The sequence below is a fragment of the Streptomyces sp. NPDC058291 genome (assembly GCF_042880855.1).
Classification (GTDB): Bacteria; Actinomycetota; Actinomycetes; order Streptomycetales; family Streptomycetaceae; genus Streptomyces.
Window position 1 is genome coordinate 1 of the sequence record NZ_JBHVYK010000047.1, and the last position, 19,596, is coordinate 19,596.

Annotated in this window: 17 protein-coding genes and 1 pseudogene; 8 read left to right on the forward strand and 10 right to left on the reverse strand. The window is 72.4% G+C overall.

The window, feature by feature from the left end; translation table 11 throughout:
* From ACFVYK_RS22895 to ACFVYK_RS22930, 8 genes are all read right to left on the reverse strand, one after another.
* The coding region (locus ACFVYK_RS22895; RefSeq protein WP_389776939.1) for a zinc-binding alcohol dehydrogenase at positions 1-1,376 on the reverse strand (1,376 nt) is incomplete at its 3' end.
* 18 nt (positions 1,377-1,394) lie between these two features.
* Complete coding sequence (asnB, locus tag ACFVYK_RS22900; RefSeq protein ID WP_389776942.1) at positions 1,395-3,329, reverse strand: asparagine synthase (glutamine-hydrolyzing); 1,935 nt, start codon at positions 3,327-3,329, stop codon at positions 1,395-1,397.
* 3 nt (positions 3,330-3,332) lie between these two features.
* The gene (locus ACFVYK_RS22905; RefSeq protein WP_389776945.1) at positions 3,333-4,886 is read right to left on the reverse strand and encodes a Wzz/FepE/Etk N-terminal domain-containing protein; all 1,554 of its coding nucleotides are present in this window, start codon (positions 4,884-4,886) and stop codon (positions 3,333-3,335) included.
* The gene (locus ACFVYK_RS22910) at positions 4,883-6,262 is read right to left on the reverse strand and encodes a Wzz/FepE/Etk N-terminal domain-containing protein (protein WP_389776948.1); all 1,380 of its coding nucleotides are present in this window, start codon (positions 6,260-6,262) and stop codon (positions 4,883-4,885) included. The genes ACFVYK_RS22905 and ACFVYK_RS22910 overlap by 4 nt, the downstream gene beginning before the upstream one ends.
* Positions 6,259-7,605, reverse strand: coding sequence for a glycosyltransferase family 4 protein (locus ACFVYK_RS22915; RefSeq protein WP_389776951.1), 1,347 nt, complete (start codon positions 7,603-7,605; stop codon positions 6,259-6,261). The genes ACFVYK_RS22910 and ACFVYK_RS22915 overlap by 4 nt, the downstream gene beginning before the upstream one ends.
* Positions 7,514-8,830, reverse strand: coding sequence for a nucleotide sugar dehydrogenase (locus ACFVYK_RS22920; RefSeq protein WP_389776954.1), 1,317 nt, complete (start codon positions 8,828-8,830; stop codon positions 7,514-7,516). Before ACFVYK_RS22920 ends, ACFVYK_RS22915 begins: the two co-directional genes overlap by 92 nt.
* A gap of 82 nt (positions 8,831-8,912) precedes the next feature.
* Positions 8,913-10,391 carry a sugar transferase gene (locus ACFVYK_RS22925; RefSeq protein WP_389776957.1) on the reverse strand — a complete coding sequence of 493 codons (1,479 nt, stop codon included), beginning with the start codon at positions 10,389-10,391 and terminating at the stop codon, positions 8,913-8,915.
* Positions 10,392-11,684: 1,293 nt separating this feature from the next.
* Positions 11,685-12,041 (reverse strand): hypothetical protein, encoded by a 357-nt coding sequence (locus ACFVYK_RS22930; protein WP_389776960.1) that lies wholly within the window; start codon positions 12,039-12,041, stop codon positions 11,685-11,687.
* Positions 12,042-12,472: 431 nt separating this feature from the next.
* On the opposite strand from ACFVYK_RS22930, the gene ACFVYK_RS22935 reads away from it, so the two are divergent.
* A complete protein-coding gene (locus tag ACFVYK_RS22935) occupies positions 12,473-12,907 on the forward strand; it encodes a hypothetical protein (RefSeq protein WP_389776962.1) in 435 nt (144 codons plus the stop codon).
* Positions 12,908-13,074: 167 nt separating this feature from the next.
* Here the strand turns inward: ACFVYK_RS22935 and ACFVYK_RS22940 are convergent, their stop codons facing one another.
* Positions 13,075-13,539, reverse strand: a complete 465-nt coding sequence (locus tag ACFVYK_RS22940; RefSeq protein WP_389776964.1) for a MarR family winged helix-turn-helix transcriptional regulator — start codon at positions 13,537-13,539, stop codon at positions 13,075-13,077.
* Between the two features lie 64 nt (positions 13,540-13,603).
* Here ACFVYK_RS22940 and ACFVYK_RS22945 point away from each other — a divergent pair, with 64 nt between their 5' ends.
* Together ACFVYK_RS22945 and ACFVYK_RS22950 are read left to right on the forward strand one after the other, a co-directional pair.
* Positions 13,604-13,972 (forward strand): VOC family protein, encoded by a 369-nt coding sequence (locus ACFVYK_RS22945; RefSeq protein WP_389776967.1) that lies wholly within the window; start codon positions 13,604-13,606, stop codon positions 13,970-13,972.
* 35 nt (positions 13,973-14,007) lie between these two features.
* Positions 14,008-14,286: pseudogene (locus ACFVYK_RS22950) on the forward strand (hypothetical protein); the annotation flags it as partial.
* Between the two features lie 241 nt (positions 14,287-14,527).
* Here ACFVYK_RS22950 and ACFVYK_RS22955 read toward each other — a convergent pair.
* The gene (locus ACFVYK_RS22955; protein WP_389776968.1) at positions 14,528-15,082 is read right to left on the reverse strand and encodes a MarR family winged helix-turn-helix transcriptional regulator; all 555 of its coding nucleotides are present in this window, start codon (positions 15,080-15,082) and stop codon (positions 14,528-14,530) included.
* 115 nt (positions 15,083-15,197) lie between these two features.
* Here ACFVYK_RS22955 and ACFVYK_RS22960 point away from each other — a divergent pair, with 115 nt between their 5' ends.
* From ACFVYK_RS22960 to ACFVYK_RS22980, 5 genes are all read left to right on the forward strand, one after another.
* Positions 15,198-15,713 (forward strand): YceI family protein, encoded by a 516-nt coding sequence (locus ACFVYK_RS22960; protein ID WP_389776971.1) that lies wholly within the window; start codon positions 15,198-15,200, stop codon positions 15,711-15,713.
* Between the two features lie 143 nt (positions 15,714-15,856).
* A complete protein-coding gene (locus ACFVYK_RS22965; protein WP_389776973.1) occupies positions 15,857-16,252 on the forward strand; it encodes a cell division protein SepF in 396 nt (131 codons plus the stop codon).
* A gap of 958 nt (positions 16,253-17,210) precedes the next feature.
* Positions 17,211-18,389: an ATP-binding protein gene (locus ACFVYK_RS22970; RefSeq protein WP_389777053.1), complete on the forward strand. Its 1,179-nt coding sequence runs from the start codon at positions 17,211-17,213 to the stop codon at positions 18,387-18,389.
* On the forward strand, positions 18,386-18,715 hold the full coding sequence (locus tag ACFVYK_RS22975; protein ID WP_256911853.1) for a nucleotide pyrophosphohydrolase: 330 nt from the start codon (positions 18,386-18,388) through the stop codon (positions 18,713-18,715). The genes ACFVYK_RS22970 and ACFVYK_RS22975 overlap by 4 nt, the downstream gene beginning before the upstream one ends.
* Positions 18,716-18,974: 259 nt before the next feature.
* On the forward strand, positions 18,975-19,454 hold the full coding sequence (locus ACFVYK_RS22980) for a DUF6099 family protein (protein WP_389776976.1): 480 nt from the start codon (positions 18,975-18,977) through the stop codon (positions 19,452-19,454).
* Positions 19,455-19,596: the final 142 nt, after the last annotated feature.

The window sequence follows — 19,596 nt, forward strand, 5'->3', positions numbered from 1 at the left end:
GCGTTGGACGCCGACAGCCCCGTCGTGGTGACCACCGTCGACAACTCGACGCCCTCGCGCTGCGCCAGGTGCGGCAGCAGCATCGACGTCGCGTAGTTCCCCGCGCCGACGAACGCCAGCCGCACCGGCTTCCCCGCGGACCTCCCCGGGGCGGACACCCCGGCGCCGCGCCGCACCGCGGGCACGGTCACCGCCGGAGCCCGCGCTGCCGCCGCTTCCACGGCCTCACCCGCCACGCCCGCTTCCTCCGTGGGCGCGGGGTACCGGAACAACACCGCCACGGCCTTCAACGCGCCGTCCTTCAGGCTCTGATACGTCTCGACGGCGTCGTCGAAGTCGGCCGTGCGGGAGATCAGGGGCTCCACGTCGACGCGGCCGCGGGCGAGGAGATCGAGGAAGCACGCCAGGTTGCGGCGCTCGGTCCAGCGCACATGGCCGATCGGGTAGTCCCGTCCCTCCAGCTCGTACTCCGGGTCGTAGCGCCCGGGACCGTACGAGCGGGAGAACCGGACGTCGAGCTCCTTCTCGTAGTAGGCGTTCCACGGCAGGTCCAGGCGGCACTTGCCGATGTCGACGACCCGGCCCCGGTCCCGGCTCAGCCGCGCGGCCAGCTCGACGGGCTGGTTGCTGCCCCCGCCGGCCGCCAGGTACACCTGGTCCACGCCGTGACCGCCGGTGAGTTCGCCGACGGCCGTTTCCACCGCCGCGGAGGCGGGATCGCCGCAGGCCGCCGCGCCCAGGCGCTCGGCGAGCTCGCAGCGCGCCGGGTCCGGGTCGGCCCCGACGACGTGGACTCCCGAGGCGGCCAGCAGTTGCACCACCAGCTGCCCGATCAGCCCGAGGCCGATGACCAGCGCCACTTCGCCCAGCCGCGACTCGCCCTGCCGGACGCCCTGCAGCGCGATCGACCCGACCGTGCCGAAGGCCGCGTGCCGCGGCGCGACGCCGTCCGGCACCCGGGCGTAGAGGTTCTTCGGCACCCAGTTCAGCTCGGCGTGCAGCGCGTGCTCGTTGCCGGCGCACGCCACCAGGTCGCCGACCTTCACCTCGTCGATGCCGGCGCCGACCTGCTCGACCACCCCGCACAGCGAGTAGCCCAGCGGCGTGTAGGAGTCCAGCTTGCCCATCACCTTGCGGTAGGTGGCGGGCACCCCGTTGGCGGCCGCGCTCTGCACGACCTTGGCCACCTGGTCCGGCCGGGAGCGGGCCTTGCCCAGCATCGACATGCCGGCCTCGGAGACCTTCATCAGCTCGGTCCCGGTGGAGATCAGCGAGTAGGCGCTGCGCACCAGCACACCGCCCGGCCTGCACCCGGGCGCCGGCACGTCGAGCAGCGCCAGCTCGCCGCTCTTGTAGTTCTGCACAACCTGTTTCACCCGAAAGTCCTCTTGTCTCTACGCCGTGAAGGGAGAGTTCTGGCCGGCCCCGGACGTCGCGCCGCGATACCAGTACTCGAGGGTCAGCACATGCCAGAGATGCTTGGAGTAGTCCCGATGCCCGGCGGCGTCCTCGGCGACGAGGCGCGCCAGCGCGTCGCGGCGCAGGAACCCGGAACGGACCAGCTCGCCGTCGTTCACCACCTCGCGCACCAGCGGCGCCAGATCCCGGCTCATCCAGGCCCGCAGCGGGGCGCTGAACAGGCCCTTGGGCCGGTACACGATCTCCCGGGGCAGGACCGAGCCGGCCGCCTCCTTGAGGACGACCTTGCCCTGCCGTCCGACGATCTTGCGGTCGCCGGGGACGGCGAACGCCGCCCTGACCACCTCGACGTCGACGTACGGCACCCGCACCTCGGTCGACGCGGCCATGCTCGACCGGTCCGTGTAGGCGAGGTTCAGGCCCGGCAGGAACATCCGGGCGTCGCCCAGGCACATGCGGTTGACGAAGTCGTCCAGGTCGTTGTCCTGGTAGGTGTCCGCGTGCTCGGTCAGCACGTCGTCGACCGTCCCGGCCAGATCCGGGTCGATCAGGCCGAGCAGCTCCTCGCGGTCGTACATGGTGTAGCTGCGCCGGAAGGCGGTCTCCTCCGGCAGATCGGCGAAGGAGAGGAACCGCTTGGCGAAGCGCACCGACCGGTACCCGCGGCGGCTCGTCGCGACCGGCAGCCGGTCCACGGCCCGGGACAGGCCCCTTCGCAGGGGGCGCGGGACGCGCTGGTAGCGCAGCGCCAGCAGGTTGGCCAGATGCTTGCGGTAGCCGGCGAACAGCTCGTCGGCGCCCATCCCCGAGAGCATCACCTTGACCCCGGCCTCGCGGGCGGCCTGGCAGATCAGAAACGTGTTGATCGCGGCGGGGTCGCCGATCGGCTCGTCCAGGTGGTACGTCATCCGCGGCAGCAGATCGAGCACGTTCGGCGCGATCTCGATCTCATGCAGGTCGACGCCGAACCGCTCGGCCACCTGCCGGGCGTAGCGCAGGTCGTCGGGCATCGCCTCGAACCTGGCGTCCTCCGCGCGGAACCCGATCGTGTAGGCGGAGATCCCGGGGCGGTCGCGGGCCGCCAGCGCGGTCAGGTAGCTGGAGTCGAGACCGCCGGACAGGAAGGTCGCCACCGGCACGTCGGACAGCAGATGGCGCCGGGTCGACTCCTCGACGACGGCGGCGATGTCCGGCTGCTCGCCGGCCCGGGCCCGCTCCCGGCCCTCGGCGGCGACGTCCCGCAGGCGCCAGTAGGTGCCGCGCTCCACCCGGCCGTCGGGCCGGCACCGCAGCCAGCTGCCCGGCGGCAGCTTCTCCGCCTCGCGGAACGCGCACCGCGAGTCCGGTACCCAGTAGTACAGCAGCGAGGCCACCAGCGCCGCATGGTCCACCTCCAGCGACCCCCCGGTCACCGCGGCGAGCGACTTGAGCTCGGAGGCGAACACCAGCCCCTCGCCGCGCCGCAGGAGGAACAGCGGCTTGACGCCCAGCTGGTCGCGGACGAGCACCAGGTCGCCGGTGCGCTCGTCGAAGATCCCGAACGCGAACATGCCGCGCAGCCGGGGCAGAGCGTCCGTGCCCCAGCGCCGCCAGGCCTCCAGCAGCACCTCGGTGTCGGAGGTGCCCCGGAAGCGCACCCCCGTGGCCGTCAACTCGGCGCGCAGCTCGGGCGCGTTGTACAGCTCGCCGTTGTACGTCAGGACGAGACCGTCCGAGACCATCGGCTGGGCGCCGGTGTCCGACAGGTCGATGACGGCCAGCCGGCGGTGCCCGAGCTGCACCTCGCCGTCGCCCACCGGGTGGCCGTAGCGACCCGCCCCGTCCGGGCCGCGGTGGGCGAGGGAGTCGGTGAGCCGGTCGGTCACGGCCTTCCCGTCCGGCCACCGGTACGTGCCTGCGATGCCACACATGTGCTACCGAGCCTCCTGGTCGCTGTCCGGGACCCGGGCCGCCCAGACGGGCAGCCGCTCCGTCCCTCGCCGGCCCTCTCCCACTGCCTGTACGGCGTGGGCGGTGCCCCCACCGTTCGGTCGGGCGGGCCGCTCGCCCTGGCCGCGCAGCGCGGTGTGCAGCCCGTCCCACAGCGTGCCGTCGGTCCGGTCCCGCGGGTCGGGGTCGATCAGCACCACACCGATCACCGTGATGCGCTGGTCCGCGAGCTGCCGCGCCACTGTGTGCAGCCATGCGGCACTGCCGTGCCCGGCCCGCACGACGAGCACGGTCCGAGTGCCGAGGTACTGCAGGTCGGTCCACGCCGCGCCGGGCGCCACCGAGCCCACGCCGATCCGGCGCTTGTCGGGCGGCAGGGTCGCGACGCGCTCGCCGCCGACCACGGCCGGGTCCCCGGGCCTGGCCCGGCGGCCCGCGAGCTGCCGGCCCGGCGATGCGTCGACGACGACCACGGGTCCCTCCGCCGCGAGCGCCCCGGCGAGCTCCAGGGCGATCATGCCCGCGCTGCGGGCACAGCCCAGTTCCAGCAGCGACACCGGTTCCGCGGAGCCGCGGGCGGTGCGGGCCAGCGACGCGGCGAGCCGTTCACGTGCCGCCCGGATCCGTCGGCGCCGCCACAGCAGGGGCGAGCGGTGGGGCAGCTCCGCGATGACCGAGGCGCCGAGGTTCGCCGCGATGTCCCGGCGCAGCACGGGGCGGTCCGCCACCACCGTGCCGACCGCGGCCACCGCGAGCCCGAGGGCGAGCCCGAGGACGAGCCCGACCGCGGCGTCGGTGGCGGCGCTCTTCGGCAGGGAGTGCCGCACCACGCGCGGCGCGTCCACGATCTGGGTGCCGGCGACGAGCCGCGGGGTGCCGATGCGCGCCTCCGCGGCCCGCTGGTCGAAGTCGGAGACGCGGGAGGTGAGTTCGGCCCGCCGGGCGAAGAGCGACTCCAGGTTCGCCGCCGCCTTCGGCCCGCTGTCCGGCGACGCCTCGCCGATCGCCCTGTTGACCTGGGCGAGTTCGCCCCGCAGGCGGTCACGCTGGTCGAGCAGGGCCTTGGCCTCGGCGTTCGCGGCCTGCTGGATCCGCCGCACATGGTCCGCGACGAACGCGTCGGCCAGCGCCTTGGCGCGGGCCACCGCCTCCGCGTCGCTGTCACCCGTCACCGTGATCTGCAGCAGGTTGTTCGTCAGGCCGGCGCCCCCGTAGTCCCGCATGAAGTCCTCCGGCTTGTCGGGGGAGTTCAGGGACCGCAGGGCCTCGCCGGCGATCCGGGTGGTCTGCAGCAGCGCGACGTCGGTGCGGATCAGCGTTCCGGGGTCGTTCGGCTGGTCCTCCTGATGCGCGACCAGCACCTTGGTCACCGCGGTCGGCGGCGGCGGCAGCAGGACCGCCACCGCCACGCCGACGAGCAGCCCCAGCAGCGCCATGGAGCCCCAGAGGCGGCGGCGCCTGCGCACCGCCACCACCAGCGCCTGCAGGTCCAGCAGCGGAGCGGCGGCCGACGACTGCGCGGTCGTACTCGTCGTCACGGTGAACCTCCCGTCGTGTCGTCGCCGCCCACGAGCGCCGGCGCGGCCGCATGCCGGGAACGGCCGGCGGACAGGGTCGGACCGGCCTGGGCCGCGCGGGCCCGGACCGTGCGGGCGAGAACGACGCCGACGACCTCGTGCCGGGCGTCCGCGCAGGCCTCGGCGACGCCGGCGAGCTCCGCGGCGGTCCACTCACCCGCGCTGAGCAGGACCAGCACACCGGACTCGTCGTCGTGGTCCGGCACCATCGGCCCGGACACCGAGACCTCCACGACCCGCAGCAGCGGATCGTTCCCGGCCTCGGCGACGAACTGCCCGGCCGCCCGGCGGGCGGTCTCGTCGCCGTCGGGGACGACGACCAGCAACCGCCGCGGGGCCGGCAGCCGGTCCCGGAGACGGGCGCACACCCGCCGGTTGCGGATCCGCCGGTCGGCCTCGTCGCCGAAGGTCTGCGGGGCCGGCACGTCCCACCGCACGTCGGCGCCCAGCAGCCGGCGGACCCGGGCCCACGCGCCACGGCCCGGCCGACGCGCGGACCCTTCACCCGGCACGTCGACGGCGCCCAGCAGCGCCGAGCCCAGCGCCGCGGCGATCTCCGGTTCGGTGCGCAGCCGGCGGCTCATCCGCGCGGCGGTGAGATGGCCGACGACCGCGAGCAGGAAGAACAGCAGCGCCCCGGCGACGATGAGCTGCGTCCTCGTCGGCGGCGCCTCGCCGGTCGGCCGCGCCGCCGGCCCCATGACGACCATGTTGGCCTGCCCGGCCGCCGGGTCGGCCTCGTTCAGCTTGGTGACGGCGTCCTGCAGCGCGGTGCGCAGCTTCGCCAGCTCGGTGCGGGTCTGCACGCTCTCCACCGTCTCCCCGGATCCGGCCGCGTCGGCCAGTTCGGTGATGCGCCGGCTGGTCTGCGCCACCAGCTGCCGCAGCGCCTCGGGCTGGGCCGCCGTCTCGGGGTCGGTGTCGTCGCCCGCGATCCGCGCGGCGAAGGCCACGAACTGCTGGGCCACCTGGTCGGAGAGCTGCTGGGCGCGCTTCGGGGTGTCGGCCGTGCCCGAGATCTTGATGATGTTGCCGTCGGAGGCCTTGGCGCTCACCCGGTCCCGCAGCTCGCTGCCGCTGACGCCGCTCCAGCCGAGCGTGGCGGCCGCGCGGTCGACCACCACCGAACTGGTCGCGACCTCGGCCTGGGTGAGCAGCTCGCGCTCCTCCCACGCGCCCGGCAGCAGGACCGACGCCGACGTGGTGTAGCGCGGCGGGAACAGCAGCGAGGCGCCGTAGCCGACGAGCGCGCCCACCAGCGCGAGGACGGTGAGCAGCCGCCGGCGCCGACGGAGGATCCGCCCGATCGTGACCAGGCGTATGGTGTCGTCGCTCAACGGCGCGGCCTCTTCCCTGCATGGTCCGGGTGGTCCGCCGACACCGGAGCGTCGTCACGGCGGGCGGCGGCGTAGGCGGCGAGCAGCGCGCGCTGGGAGTTCCGCCAGGAGAGCGGCCCGCTGATCCGCTCCTGGCCGGTCTTGCCCATCCGGGCCCGCTCCTCCGGATCGTCCAGCAGTCCCGCGACGAGTCCCGCGAACGCCGACTCGTCGTTGGCGGGCGCGTAGACGGCGGCGTCGCCGGCGGAGACGCGCGCCTCCCGGAGGTCGAAGGAGACGATGGGCCGGCCCATCACCATGTACTCCAGGACCTTGTTCATCGTCGAGACGTCGTTGAGCGGATTGTGCGGGTCGGGGGAGAGGCACACGTCCGCCGTGGACAGGTAGCGCACCAGGTCGGCGTCCGGAATGCGCCCGGTGAACTCCACCTGCTCCGAGAGCCCGAGCCGCCGGGACAGCTCCACCATCGCGTCGAAGGTGTCGCCGGCGCCGACGAACACCGCGTGCCAGTCGGTCCGCCCGAGCTCGTCGCGCAGCTTCGCCAGGGCCCGCAACGCGTAGTCGACTCCGTCCTGCGGGCCCATGACGCCGAGGTAGCACAGCAGATGGGGCTTGCCGCGCCTCAACTCCGGCTCGGGCGGCACCGGACGGAACCGGTCGACGTCGGGTGCGCTGCGCACCACGAAGACGTCCGCCGGCCGCCGTCCGCCGCGGCGCACCGCGACGTCCCGGTAGCTCTCGTTGGTGGCGAGCACGACGTCCGCGGCCCGGTAGGTCCGCCGTTCCAGCGCGCACACGGCCCGGTAGAGCAGGTCCTCGCCGCGGCCGAACCGGGAGAGGTACAGCTCGGGCACCAGGTCGTGCTGGTCGAAGACGAACCGCGCCCCGCGCCGCTTGAGCCACAGCGCCGGCAGGAACAGCAGGTCGGGCGGGTTGCAGGCGTGCACCACGTCGACCGGGCCCACCTTGCGGGCCAGCCGGACCGTGTGCCACAACGCCGTTCCGTACTCCCGCAGATAGCCGGCCGGTCCTCCGGTGGCCGCGCGCAACGGGTAGCGGTGGATCCACACCCCGTCGATCTCCTCCTCCGGCTCGGTGTCCCGCTTGCTCCCCTGCGGACAGATGACGTGCACCGTCCAGCCCGCGTCGCGCAGCGTCGTGCACTCCTGCCACACCCGCCGGTCGAACGGCACCGACAGGTTCTCCACCAGGATCAGCGCGCGCCGGCCCGGCCGGTCGCCGCTCCTCACGTCACCAGGCAAGGCCCACGTACCCCGGTTCGGCCCGGCGCGCGTCGGCGTCGGGAAGGTGGACGAGGTCGACGATGACCGGGCCGTCCCCATGGGGCAGCGCCGCCAGCACGGCCGGCTCCCTGGTGCCGACCAGGCACACCTCGGCATGGTCGAGCACCTCCTCGACGGAGTTCGCGAGCAGTTGTGCGAGGTGCGGCAGCCGGGTCTCGATGTACTCGCGGTTCGCGCCCAGCAGCCGGGAGAGGCTCACGTTGGCGTCGTAGATCTTCAGGTCGTACCCCTTGCCGAAGAGCCGCTCCGCCAGCTCGACGAGCGGACTCTCGCGGAGGTCGTCGGTGCCGGGTTTGAAGGACAACCCGAACAGGCCCACCCGGCGCTTGCCGGTGCGCTCGACCAGCTCCACCGCGCGCTGCAGATGGTCGGAGTTGGAGGGCAGCACATGGGAGAGGATGGGCACCGAGACGTCGGCCCGCTGCGCCGCATGGACCAGACTGCGCAGGTCCTTGGGCAGGCACGAGCCGCCGAAGGCGAAGCCGGGCCGCAGGTACGCGGCGCTGATGTTCAGCTTGCGGTCGGCCAGGAACACGTCCATCACCTGGTGCGAGTCCACTCCGAGCGCCCGGCACACCGCGCCCAGCTCGTTCGCGAAGCCGATCTTCAGGCCGTGGAACGCGTTGTCCGCGTACTTGATCGCCTCGGCCGTCGGGACCGGCACCCGGAACACCTCGCCGGACAGGCCGTCGTACAGCGCCGCCACCGCGTCGCCGCTCGCCGGGTCGAGCTCGCCGATGACCGTCTTGGGCGGGTCGAAGAAGTCCCGCACGCTCGTGCCCTCGCGCAGGAACTCCGGGTTGACCGCGACCCCGACGTCCACCCCGGCCGTGCCGCCGACGTACTTCTCCAGGATCGGCACCAGCAGGTTCAGGCAGGTGCCCGGCAGCATGGTGCTGCGGAACACGACGGTGTGCCGACCGCCCCGCTCGCCGAGCGCGGCGCCGATCTGCTCGGTGACCCGCTCCAGATACGTGGTGCACAGGCTGCCGTTGGGCTCCGACGGCGTGCCCACGCAGACCAGCGACACCTCGCTGGCCATGATCGCCTCGCGGACCTCGTCGGTGGCGCGGAGCGCTCCGGTCCGCACGACCTCGGCGATGAGCTCGCCGATCCGTTCCTCGACCACCGGGGCTCTGCCGTCGTTGACCAGGTCGACCTTCACCTGGTTGACGTCCACCCCGATGACCTCGTGACCCATGCTGGCCAGGCACGCGGCCGACACGCAGCCCACGTAGCCGAGCCCGAAAACGCTGACTCTCATGACCCGTTCCTCCCCCCGGGCAGGCCCTGCCGGCCTGCGGTTCGCGCGCCGTCGGGACCGCTGACCCGCAACCCCCCGCGCATCAGTAGGCCCCCTGGCCGTAGACCACCGCATGCAGCGTCTTCCACAAGATCACTGTGTCCAGGGCGAGCGACCAGTCCTCCACGTACCGCAGGTCCAGCCGGACCGCCTCCTCCCACGACAGGTCGCTGCGCCCGCTGATCTGCCACAGACCGGTGAGTCCGGGCTTGACCAGCAGCCGTCGTTTGATGTCCGGGCCGTACGCCGCGGACTCCTCCGGCAACGGCGGCCGCGGACCGACGAGCGACATCGATCCGGTGAGCACGTTGAAGAGCTGCGGGAGTTCGTCGATCGAGTAGCGGCGCAGCACCGCTCCCACCCGGGTCACCCGCGGGTCCCGGCGCAGCTTGAACAGCAGGCCGGCGCCCTCGTTGCGGTCGGCCAGCCCGGCACGGGCCCGCTCGGCCCCGGCGACCATGGTGCGGAACTTGAGGATGGTGAACTCGCGGCCGTCCTTGCCGACCCTGCGCTGGCGGTAGAACGCCCCGCCCCGGCTGTCCACCAGCACCAGCAGCCCGACGAGCACCATCAGCGGCGCGAACACGACCAGCAGGACCGCCGCGCCCACCCGGTCGACGATCCCCTTGACCGCCCGGCGACCCCCGGTGAACGTCGGCATGCTGACCCGCAGCAACGGGATCCCGAGCACCGCGTCGATGTGCAGCCGCGGGCCGGCCACCTCCATCAGCACGGGGGCCACGACCATCTCGGCGTCGCTGCCCTCGAGGTTCCAGGCCAGCCGCTGCAGCCGGTCCGGCGACCAGTGCGGGTCCGGCGTGACCGCCACGACACGGTAGCCGTCGCGGTGCACGTGGCCCGCGACGTCCGCCAGCCGGCCGACGACGGGCACTCCGTCCAGGTGGTCGCCGTCGGGCCCGAGACCGTCCGTCGTGCACACCGCGTCCACCCGCCAGCCGAGATGGGGGGACCTGCGGGTCCGGGTGATCAGATCGCGCACGGTGGCCGGGCTCCCGGCGGCGAGCACCGGCCGCAGACACCGCCCCTCTTTGCGCTGTCTGTGCAGCCCCAGCCGCAGCAGATACCTCGCGGTCATCGTGACGAGCGCGATCGCGGGGATCGCGACGAAGATCCACAGCTTGATGTTGCGCGAGGTCAGGGCGATCCCCCCGAGGGCCAGCACGACGGTCGCCGTGAACAGCGAGCGCCCGAGCCGGCGGAACTCCTCGGCGCCCTGGCCGAGCACGGCCGGAGACCACGCCCGGCTCACCGCGAGCGCCCCCAGCACGAGCAGCTCGGTGCCGAACGCGAGGATCCCCCACTTCTCGTGCCAGTTGGCCGCGTCCCGGGCCCCGAAGAAGTTGCCGATCCCCGCCACCACGAAGGCGGTGGCCACGGTATCGCTGGTGATCACGGTACGGCGGTACCGCTGCTCCCAGTCGCTCGCGGCCCGGCTGATTGCCTCGTCAGCCAGACGACCGCGCGCCGACGGAAACGGAGTGACCAATTCCCCTTGCCGCACAGAACCCCCCAGGTTCCCAGTGGTGTCGACGTGTTCGCCGCCGGGAGGCCCCCCCCTCCCGCACTGTCCTCCCCTCGGGAGGCCCCCGCCTCCCGCACTGTCGCTCCCCCGGGAGGCCCCCGCCTCCCGTGCCGTGCTGCTCCTCCCCGCAGGAGGCCCCCGCCTCCCGCGTGCCATGTCGGCTGTTGCAGAGCTACTCGGACGACCCGCCCCGGCGGCAGCTGACTCGCTCGTCCTGCCGGACTGCGGAGGTGTGCCGGAACCCGCCGACACCTTCAGTGCTCCCCGCACTCAAGGCCCTTCCGGGCTCGAGGAAATCGATCACTCCCCACGTCTGGCGCCGGAAAGGCGACTGCCGCCTTTCCCTGGCACCGGACTTATTGATCATTACGGGTTGCCTCATGTCCGAACGGCTGAAGCAAGGTCAATCTAGACCATCGCAGCCAGTATGAAGAGAGGATGTGTGTAATTTGTGCTTAAGCTTTGATTCTTGATCCATCGGCCGGTGACCGCCTACGGAAATCTCGCTGCCACCACTTGTTCCAGCAGTCCGCCCGGCCCCAGGGTGCGGCTCCTGTCCGGCGATGGCGCCGGACCGAACAAGACCGACCAAGTCGCCTTCCGTGAAGCCCGGTTGGGGGAAGAGGGCCCGGCGCGTGCACACCGTCACGTGTCTTCGGAGGTGTCCGACGCCATCCGGGGACGCGACTGGTCGGCCTGCGCCCGACGGGTGCGAGGTGACGTGAAGGTGCCGTGGAGTTTGGCTGAAAGCTCCGGAGAAACGCTCTGCCGCAGGGCTTAATCCCGCAACGGTGGCCTGCGATTTCTCGCCCGGAGGTGGCGGATATGCAATCGTCATATTCCCTGACGGTGCGCCAAGTGCCGTCTTCGGTGAGTCCGCAATCAAGATCCTTTTAGCGGAGGGTGTTCACCCGGTGGACCAGGTGAACGGCCGTGGGCACTCGCGCGCGCCGCTCTCTGCGACCCGCACGCGCGGACCCGCGGGGACGAGGCCTCCATGCAGGGCCGGCCGGACGCTCCGGCGGGCGCGCCGCCGCGCCGGCTGCCTGGCCGGCTTCACCGGAGCCGTGGCCGAACCACGGACCCGGACGGAATCACGGGCCCGGACGGAATCACGGACCCGGACGGAATCATGGGCCCGGACGGAATCACGGACCCGGACGGAATCACGGACCCGGACGTCGGGACATGGCAGCGGTGCGGTTCCGGCCTGTTCCTGCCTGCCGGACCCGCACCGCCGCGTGACCGCCTTCCGAGGCGGTCAGGGCTCGCTCAGCGGTCGGAGTAGCTGAAGTCGCCCACCGTCCAGGCGCTGACGTCGTCGATCGCGACCCGGTACATTCCGCCTGTCTCCGGGATCCCCACCGTGCCCTGCAGGATCCGGGCGACGTGGAAGTGCAGATGGGTAGGCGGCCCCTTGGACGCGGGGGTGGTGAAGACGGCGGAGAACTCGCCCAAGCGGTCCGAATCCGTCAGCACCTCCGACACTCGCTGTCTCCACACCGCCTCGGGAGCCAGGCGACCGGTGATGACGGCACCACCGGTGACCACGGTCAGGGACATTTGGTTGCTCTGCTCGGACTCCACCAGGGCGGCGAGGGAGACCAGCAGTTCGTCAGGCTTCGACACGAGACAGATTGTATTCACCGGCCGACCGGGCGCTTGAGCGGTGGGCCACTGTCGCCGCGAGCCGGGCGAGAGGGGGTGAGGCGGGCGCTCGCGGTCTCCCCGTCGACACGGGCGGCGCGACGGCGCGCTCGGCGGGCGCTCGGCGAGCGTTCGGCGAGCGTTCGGCGAGCGTTCCGGGCGCCGTGTCGGGGCCCCTGCAAAGCCGTGACTTCCTTTCACGGCCGTGTTCTGTTCTGACCGACCGCTTACGGCTGCGAGAAGTCTGCGGATGAATGCTGACCGTTTCCGCCGGAAACGATGGGCGATCCGTGGGATGGCTAAGATAATCGGAGTCGGGGAAATGATCTGAGCCCAGCGGAAGCTTGAATGCCGGGAAACGGGGGGCGGGATTGAAGTGGCGTGCGCTCGTGTGGAACGTGGGTGGGGCGGTAGTGGCCGCGGTGCTGCTGACGGCAGGCTGCTCGCATTCCCTTTCGCCGTCCGAGGCCGACCGGAAATCGTCGCGCCCTCCCGACGCGGAATCGCCCGGCGCCTCCCGGCCGCAGGCGCGGGGCCCCGCCCCTTCCGTCACTCCCCGCGGATCCGTCCCGCAGACCCTGGTGGGGGAATGGAACCGTGACGGCACCGCCGGCCGCTTCGCCAAGATGAGATTCCGCCCTGAGGGAAGCGTCGCCCTCACTCTCGTCGGCGGCCGGGTGATCGCAGGAACGGCCGTCGTCGAGGGAACGTCCATGACGCTTCACGTGGCGGGTGGGCCCATTTCCTACAAGCGATGGTCGATCGAGAAATTCGAGCTCGACGACTACGCCTTCGAGAATCTCATTCTCGACGGAGTCAGGTACGTGCGGGATGTCAGCGGCAGCTGACCATCCACGGTGAGCGAGTCGATGCTCCCCGGCGACGCGGCAACGCCTTTTCCGGGAAGCGGGAAGCCGCGAGGCTGCTCGTCCAGCGGGGCGGGGGTGTGGTCGGGGTCTGTCGATCGTCGAGGTCGCCGACACGGATGCCCACGCTCGGCTGCACGGGGGACGGCCTATGCGCCGTCACCGCTGGCGTCGCCGCCGTCACGCAGGGAACGGACCATGCTCCGCAGGATCCGGAACGCGTCCGACTGCTCGGACTCCGTCATGCCGGCCAGCATCCTGACCTCGACGGACCGGACCGCCACCGTCGCCTCCTCGAGGATCCGTCGGCCGCGCGGGGTGAGCCGCGTGGGCAGAACCTTCCCGACGGGCGCCTCCGCGGGCCTGGTCACGTAGCCCTCTCGTTCCAGGGCCTGGAGCAGCACGTTCATCGACTGCCGGGTCACGAACGCGCCCCGAGCGAGCTCGGAGTTCGACAAGCCCGGTCGTTGGGCGAGCAGTTCGAGGCAGGAGTAGCGCGTCACGTTCATCCCGAGCGGCCTCAGCACCTCCTCCATGGCTGTGCGGAGGGCGCTCGACGCCTCCTTCAGCAGGTAGCCGAGTGACGTCTCGAGGTCGACACCGTCTTGATTCATGTCAGCATTCTGACATAGGTTGAGCTGTGTCAGAAAGCTGACACGAAAAAGAAGGAGCATCGCCATGCCCGCAACCGGCCCCGACTTCATCTCGCTCCAAGCGCGCGACCTCGACGCATCGCAGGCGTTCTACGAGCGGTACCTGGGTCTCGTCCGCTCGCAGGCCGGACCTCCGCACGCCGTCGTCTTCGAGACGAAGCCGATCGCGTTCGCACTCCGCGACGTCGTTCCCGGCACCGACCTCGCATCCGTCGCCCAGCCCGGCGTCGGCGCCGCGATCTGGCTCCACGCCACAGACGTACAGGCCATCCACGATGCTCTCGTCGCCGACGGCCGCACCATCGTCTCCGCGCCGATCGACGGGCCCTTCGGCCGGACGTTCACCTTCGCCGACCCCGACGGCTACCGGATCACGCTCCACGACCGCGCCTGACCGGCCGAACGCACCGGACGACCGCCGGTCCCCACCCCACCGGGGGAGCGGGGCAGGCGCAGACCCTGGTGGACGCCGTGCACCAGGCCTTCGCCCACGATGTCGCTCAGACCAGCCTGGTCGGCGGGATCATCATGGCGGCCGGCGCCATGATCGTCCTCGCGGACCTGCCGGGCCGGAAGGCCACGGCGGCCCAGAAGACCGGCCGGCAGACAGTGGAGCCGCGGTCCGAGCAGCAGGCCGACCAGCAGGGCCCCCAGCTGTCCGACCGGCGGACGGAGACGCACGCCGACGCACGCGCGAACGTCCGCTAGGCGGGCGGCTCCTCCCGGGCTGCGCGACACTCCGAACATCCTCGTCCCGACCGGCAAGAGGACCGCCCGCCGGGACGAGGACGTACACCTGTCGGTGCCCGGTGCCCGGTGCCCGGTGCCCGGTGCCCGGTGTCGCTCTCCGGGCGCCTGCCGGCGCTTGTCGGCGTCTGTCGCCCGGCCCCCTGCCGGCAGCAGCCCGGCCCTGCCGGCAGCCGCCCTGGCGTCTCTCCTGAGGGGCCCGCTACAGGCTCCGGCCCGCCTCGGGCTCGGTCTGCGGCTCGGACCCGGGTTCCCCTTCCCCCCGCGCGACGGCTTGCGGTATCAGCTCGCTGAGGGCGGCGCGCTGCTCCGGTCCCACGACATGGGCCAGTGCCTGCGTGACCGTCTCGGACAGCGCGTCGGAGGCTTCCCGCAGCAACCGGCGCGCCTTCTCGGTCAGGGCTACCTCGACGCCGCGCTTGTCACCGCAGACCGTCTTCCGGGTGACGAGCCCGGCGTGCTGGAGACAGGCGACCTGATAGGTCAGACGGGTCTTGGGGCGGCCCAGCAGCTCCGCGACGCGTGTCATGCGCAGGCCCTCGCGGGGCTGCTCGGCGAGCAGGCACAGGACCAGGAACTCGTCGTGCGAGACGTCCAGCCGTTCCTTGACCACCGAGCGCAGCCGCTGTTCCACCGCCCCCGTCGCGGCGAGCAGCAGCATCCAGCCACGCAGCTCGGGGGGCAGCAGGCCGGTGTCGGCGCTCTGCGCGGCCGGGCAGGGGGGCAGGTCGGCGGGGGTTTCAGCGGGGTCTGCCATAGCGTCGAGTGTATCTGTAGTCCAAATTTGCACGACCTGGTTGTCCAGAATTGGATAACCGGATAGCGTGGTCGCGACACCATCATCCAAATTTGGATCACCAAGGAGGACGGCCATGACCGTCGCTGCGCAGGCCGGACTGTGGCAACTCGACGCGGGCGCGTCCACCGTCGCCCTGAAGCACAAGACGATGTGGAACCTGGTCACCGTCAAGGGCGCCTTCACCGCTGTCGCCGGCGGCGGCGAGGTGGGGCCGGACGGAACCGCCGCCGGCACCCTGACCCTGGATGTGGCCTCCCTCGACACGAAGAACGCCAAGCGTGACGCGCACCTGCGCGGCGCCGACTTCTTCGACGCCGACAACCACCCCGAGATCACCTTCGTGGCGCGCGCCGCCGAACTCGGCGCCGACGGGACGGTGAAGGTGACCGGTCAGCTGACCGTGCGCGGCGTCAGCCGGCCGAAGTCCCTCACCGCGCGACTGGTCGAGTCGGACGCCGACGCGCTCACCCTGGACACCGAATTCACCGTCGACCGGAGCGAGTTCGGCCTGGGATGGAACCAGATGGGCATGATCCGCGGTCTCACCACCGTCACCGCCGCGCTCCGCTTCACCCGCACGGTGGCCTGACGCGCATCGGCGGGGTGCGCGTCGGGCCTCCGCGAGAAGGACACGGTTTCGGGCGGTGGCGGACCGTGTCGCTGTTGGGCCGAACGGGTGACTTGGCGTAAGAATTGACTGGTGCATGCATTGAAGGCGAGTCAGTTCGGGGGATGCCGGTGAACCGTTACGACGTCACCGATGAACAGTGGGAAGGGCTCGCTCAGGTCGTTCCGTTGCGCGGCCGGGACGCGTGGCCGTCGGCGGTGGACCACCGCTCGCTCCCGGACGCCGAGACGGAGACCAGGCGTCGCTTCGTGGTGCTGCGGGTCAACGTCTTCGCGGACGCCCGCGAGGTCGCCGAGACGCTGATGGCGGGCATCCCGGTGCTGCTCGATCTGACGGGCGCGGAGACCGACACCGCCAAGCGCGTCCTGGACTTCTCCACCGGAGTCGTCTTCGGCCTGGCCAGCGGGATGCACCGGGTCGACCGCAACGTCTTCCTGCTCACCCCGCCGGGCACCGAGGTGAGCGGACTCATGGAGGGAGCGGGAGCGCCGGGCATCTGAGGCACGGGCATCCGGGACCGACCAGTCGTCCGGGATCGGGGCGTCGGGGGCTGGGTATCTATGGCCCGGGCAGGTGAGCCCCAGGCGTTCGGCAGGCCGGCCCCGGCCCGTGTGAGACACGGACGGCGACCGCGTCGAGCAGTCTTCCGCCCCGGCGCACAACCTTCGCCGTCGGATGAAGCTGCGGCCGGGCGAAGCGGCGGCCGGACGAGCCCGGTGGCGGGGGCGCGGTCGGCTCGGCGAGGCCCTCACGGTCGCCCGATCGTAGGAAGCTTGCCCGGGCGGAACGGTTCGCCCGGCGGCGGAGTCCTACCGTCCGCATATGCCCTCTCCGCCGCCGCCCCCGCAGCCCCCGCCGCCCCTGCCGTCTCCGCCGCCCCTGCCCTCCCCCTCCGCCCCCTTTCCGCCGCCCTCTTCCGCGCTCCCGTCCCCATCCCCGTCCCCATCCCCGTCTCCCTGCGCGTCCGACGGCCCGCCGTCCGGTCACGCCCCGCCCACGGTGCCCGCGCAGGCGCCTCCGGCCGGGGGTCGAGGACTCCTGCCCGGAGGCGTCCCCGGCGCGGCCACGGTCGAGCACGCGCCGCCCTCCCCAGGGCGATGCGCCTCGTGCGGAGCCGACCCCCGCGTCGTGCCCGGGCCCGGTCCGCACCCGGAGGCACCGCGCGCCGCGCCTCCGGACCCTGCCCGCTCGACGGCCGTCCTCCGGCAGTACCCCCTTCCGCCGCTCGCTCCAGCCGTGTCACCGCCGGACACCGCACCGCCGTCCGACTCCTCCCACCCGGTCGGCCCGTCGCCCGACTCCCTTTCGTCAGCCGACCCGTCAGCCGACCCGTCGGCGGATCCTCTGGCCGGTCCGTCGGCCCGCGCCGCGTCCGGGGGAGGCTTGCCCATCGTGCCCGTGCAGGTTTCGTCCATGGCGGGGGAGCGGTCCACCGTTCACGAGGGCTCTCGCGCGTCCATGGCGGGGAAGCGGTCCATCGTTCACGAGGGCTCTCGCACGACCCCCACCCCCGCCCCCGCCCGGTATGTGCGGCCGTGTGTCACGGAGTTGCGGCTGTCGGCGTTCGCGGGGCACCGGCGGGCCCGCTTCTCGCTGGGCGCCGTCACTCTCTTCGTCGGGCCCAGCGGGAGCGGCAAGAGCAGTGCCCTGCGGGCCTACGAGGCGCTGGCCCGGCTCGGCGGCGGGGCCCTGCTGGGCGAGGTGTTCCCCGATCCGGTCGCGTGCGTGCCGCAGAGCGCGCGGCCCGACTCCCAGCGCCGCCGCGGATTTCGCATCGGGTGCACGGCCGACGGGCCCGGCGGCCCGGTCCGGTTGGACGTCGCCGTGCAGGCCGAACCCGAACTGCGCATCGTCGGGGAGCGGTTGAGCGCCGGAGGCGTGGTCCTGCTGGAGACGGCCCTGCGCGACCCCGGCCGGCGCACGGTCCAGGCCGCCTGGCACACCGGCGGCTCCGCGCCGGTGACGCGCGCCCCCTTGCCGGACGACCGGCTCGGCACCGCGCTGCTGCCGCTGCGCGTGGCCGGCAAGACCGACGGACAGCGGCAGGTGCTGGCGGCGGCCGAGCAGATGGTGGTCGCGCTGCGGTCGGTGTTCGCCTGCGATCCCCAGCCCGACTGGATGGGCGCGCCAGTGCCCACCGGCACCGGCCGACTGCTCACCGGTTGCGACAACCTCGCCGACGTCCTGTGGCGCACCCGGGAGGAGTGCGGCCGACGGCACGCGCACCTGGTGGCCGCGCTGTCCGCCGGGTCCACCGAGCCGGTCGTGGACCTGCGCGCCGAGCCGCTCGCCGACGGCACGGTCCGGGCGCTGCTCGACCGCGCCGACGGCGCCCGCACGGAGCTCGCCCGGCTGGGATACGGCGAGCTGCGCTACCTCGCCCTCGCGCTGGTGCTGCTCACCGGCCCGGGCGTCCTGGACGTGGACCCGGCCGGTGAGGTACCGGCCGCGATGCAGACGCTCACCCTGCTCGCCGACGGCCTCGACCGCGGACTCGACGAACGCCAGTGCGCCGAGCTGCTGCGGCTGGCCGTGCGGATGGCGGAGCGCGGACACATCCGCTGCGTCGGCGCGGTCAGCGACGGAACCCGGGCCGCCCGGACGGACGGAGTGACGGTGGTAGACCTGGGTGCGTGACGGAACAACACCTCGATGTGGCGAAACTGCAGCGCAGACTGGCCGAGTTCGCGGCCGCGCGGAACTGGCAGCCCTTCCACACCCCCAAGAACCTGGTCGCGGCGCTGAGCGTGGAGGCGTCCGAACTGGTCGAGATCTTCCAGTGGCTGACGCCGGAGGAGTCGGCGCGGGTGATGGACGACCCGGACACCGCGCACCGGGTGACCGACGAGGTCGCCGACGTGCTCGCCTACCTGCTCCAACTGTGCGAGGTGCTCGGCGTCGATCCGCTGACGGCGCTGGCCGCGAAGATCGACCGCAACGAACTACGGTTCCCGGCCCCCTGATCGCCTCGGTGGGACGTTCTCGGTAAGGCCTTCTCGGTAGGACGTTCTCGGTAGGGGGTCCACCGGGGTGATCACTGAATGGGAGCCACTCGATCCGTTTTCACTCTCCGGAGTCGAAGAGAGGACCGAAATCGATTTGTTGTCCACAGATTTCGGTCCACCTCTGGCTTTTCGCCCCACAGGCCTTCACTCTGGGTAGTGAACAGTCAATGTTCGGGCAGACGTGCCGACGGCACGTCGGGGCAGACGGGGGCGGCGCATGGACGCGGTGCGGCTCATCTGGACGAGCAGGCGCGCGCTCGCCGACAGCGGCGGACGCGCGGAGATTCTCACGGAGGTCTGGCAGGCGCAGGCCCTGGCGCAGGCGATCGGCAGCCGCCTCGCCGTCTCGGGCCCGCCCGAACTGCGGGGCGAGGCACTGGGACTGACGGAACTGGCGGGCAGGGGGTGCGGTGTGCTGGGCTCGCCGGACCTCGACCCGGGGGACCTGCTGGCCGCCCGGCTCACCGAACTGGACGACGCCCGCCAGGCTCTGCTCGACCTGGGCGGCCTGCTCGCAGAGGTCGGCATCGCCCTGGTCGGCCTGGCGAGCTCGATGGACGACCAGGCCACGTACTGGCAGTGCGTGGAGGCGATCGACGCGGCGGACGAATCCCGGGACCGCGTCCTGGAGATGCTGCGCAAACTGGCCGCGAGGGAGGAGCGGGAGGAGAGAGAGGGCGCGCTGCCGGAGAGATGACCGGGAGATGACCGCAGAGATGCGCGGGGCGCTCAGCCCACCGTGCCCTCGTCGCTCGTCGCTCGTCGCCCGTCGCCCGTCGCCCGTGGCCCGTGGCCCGTCGCCCGCCGTCAGCCGCTCCGGTCGGCTGCAGATCCGCGTC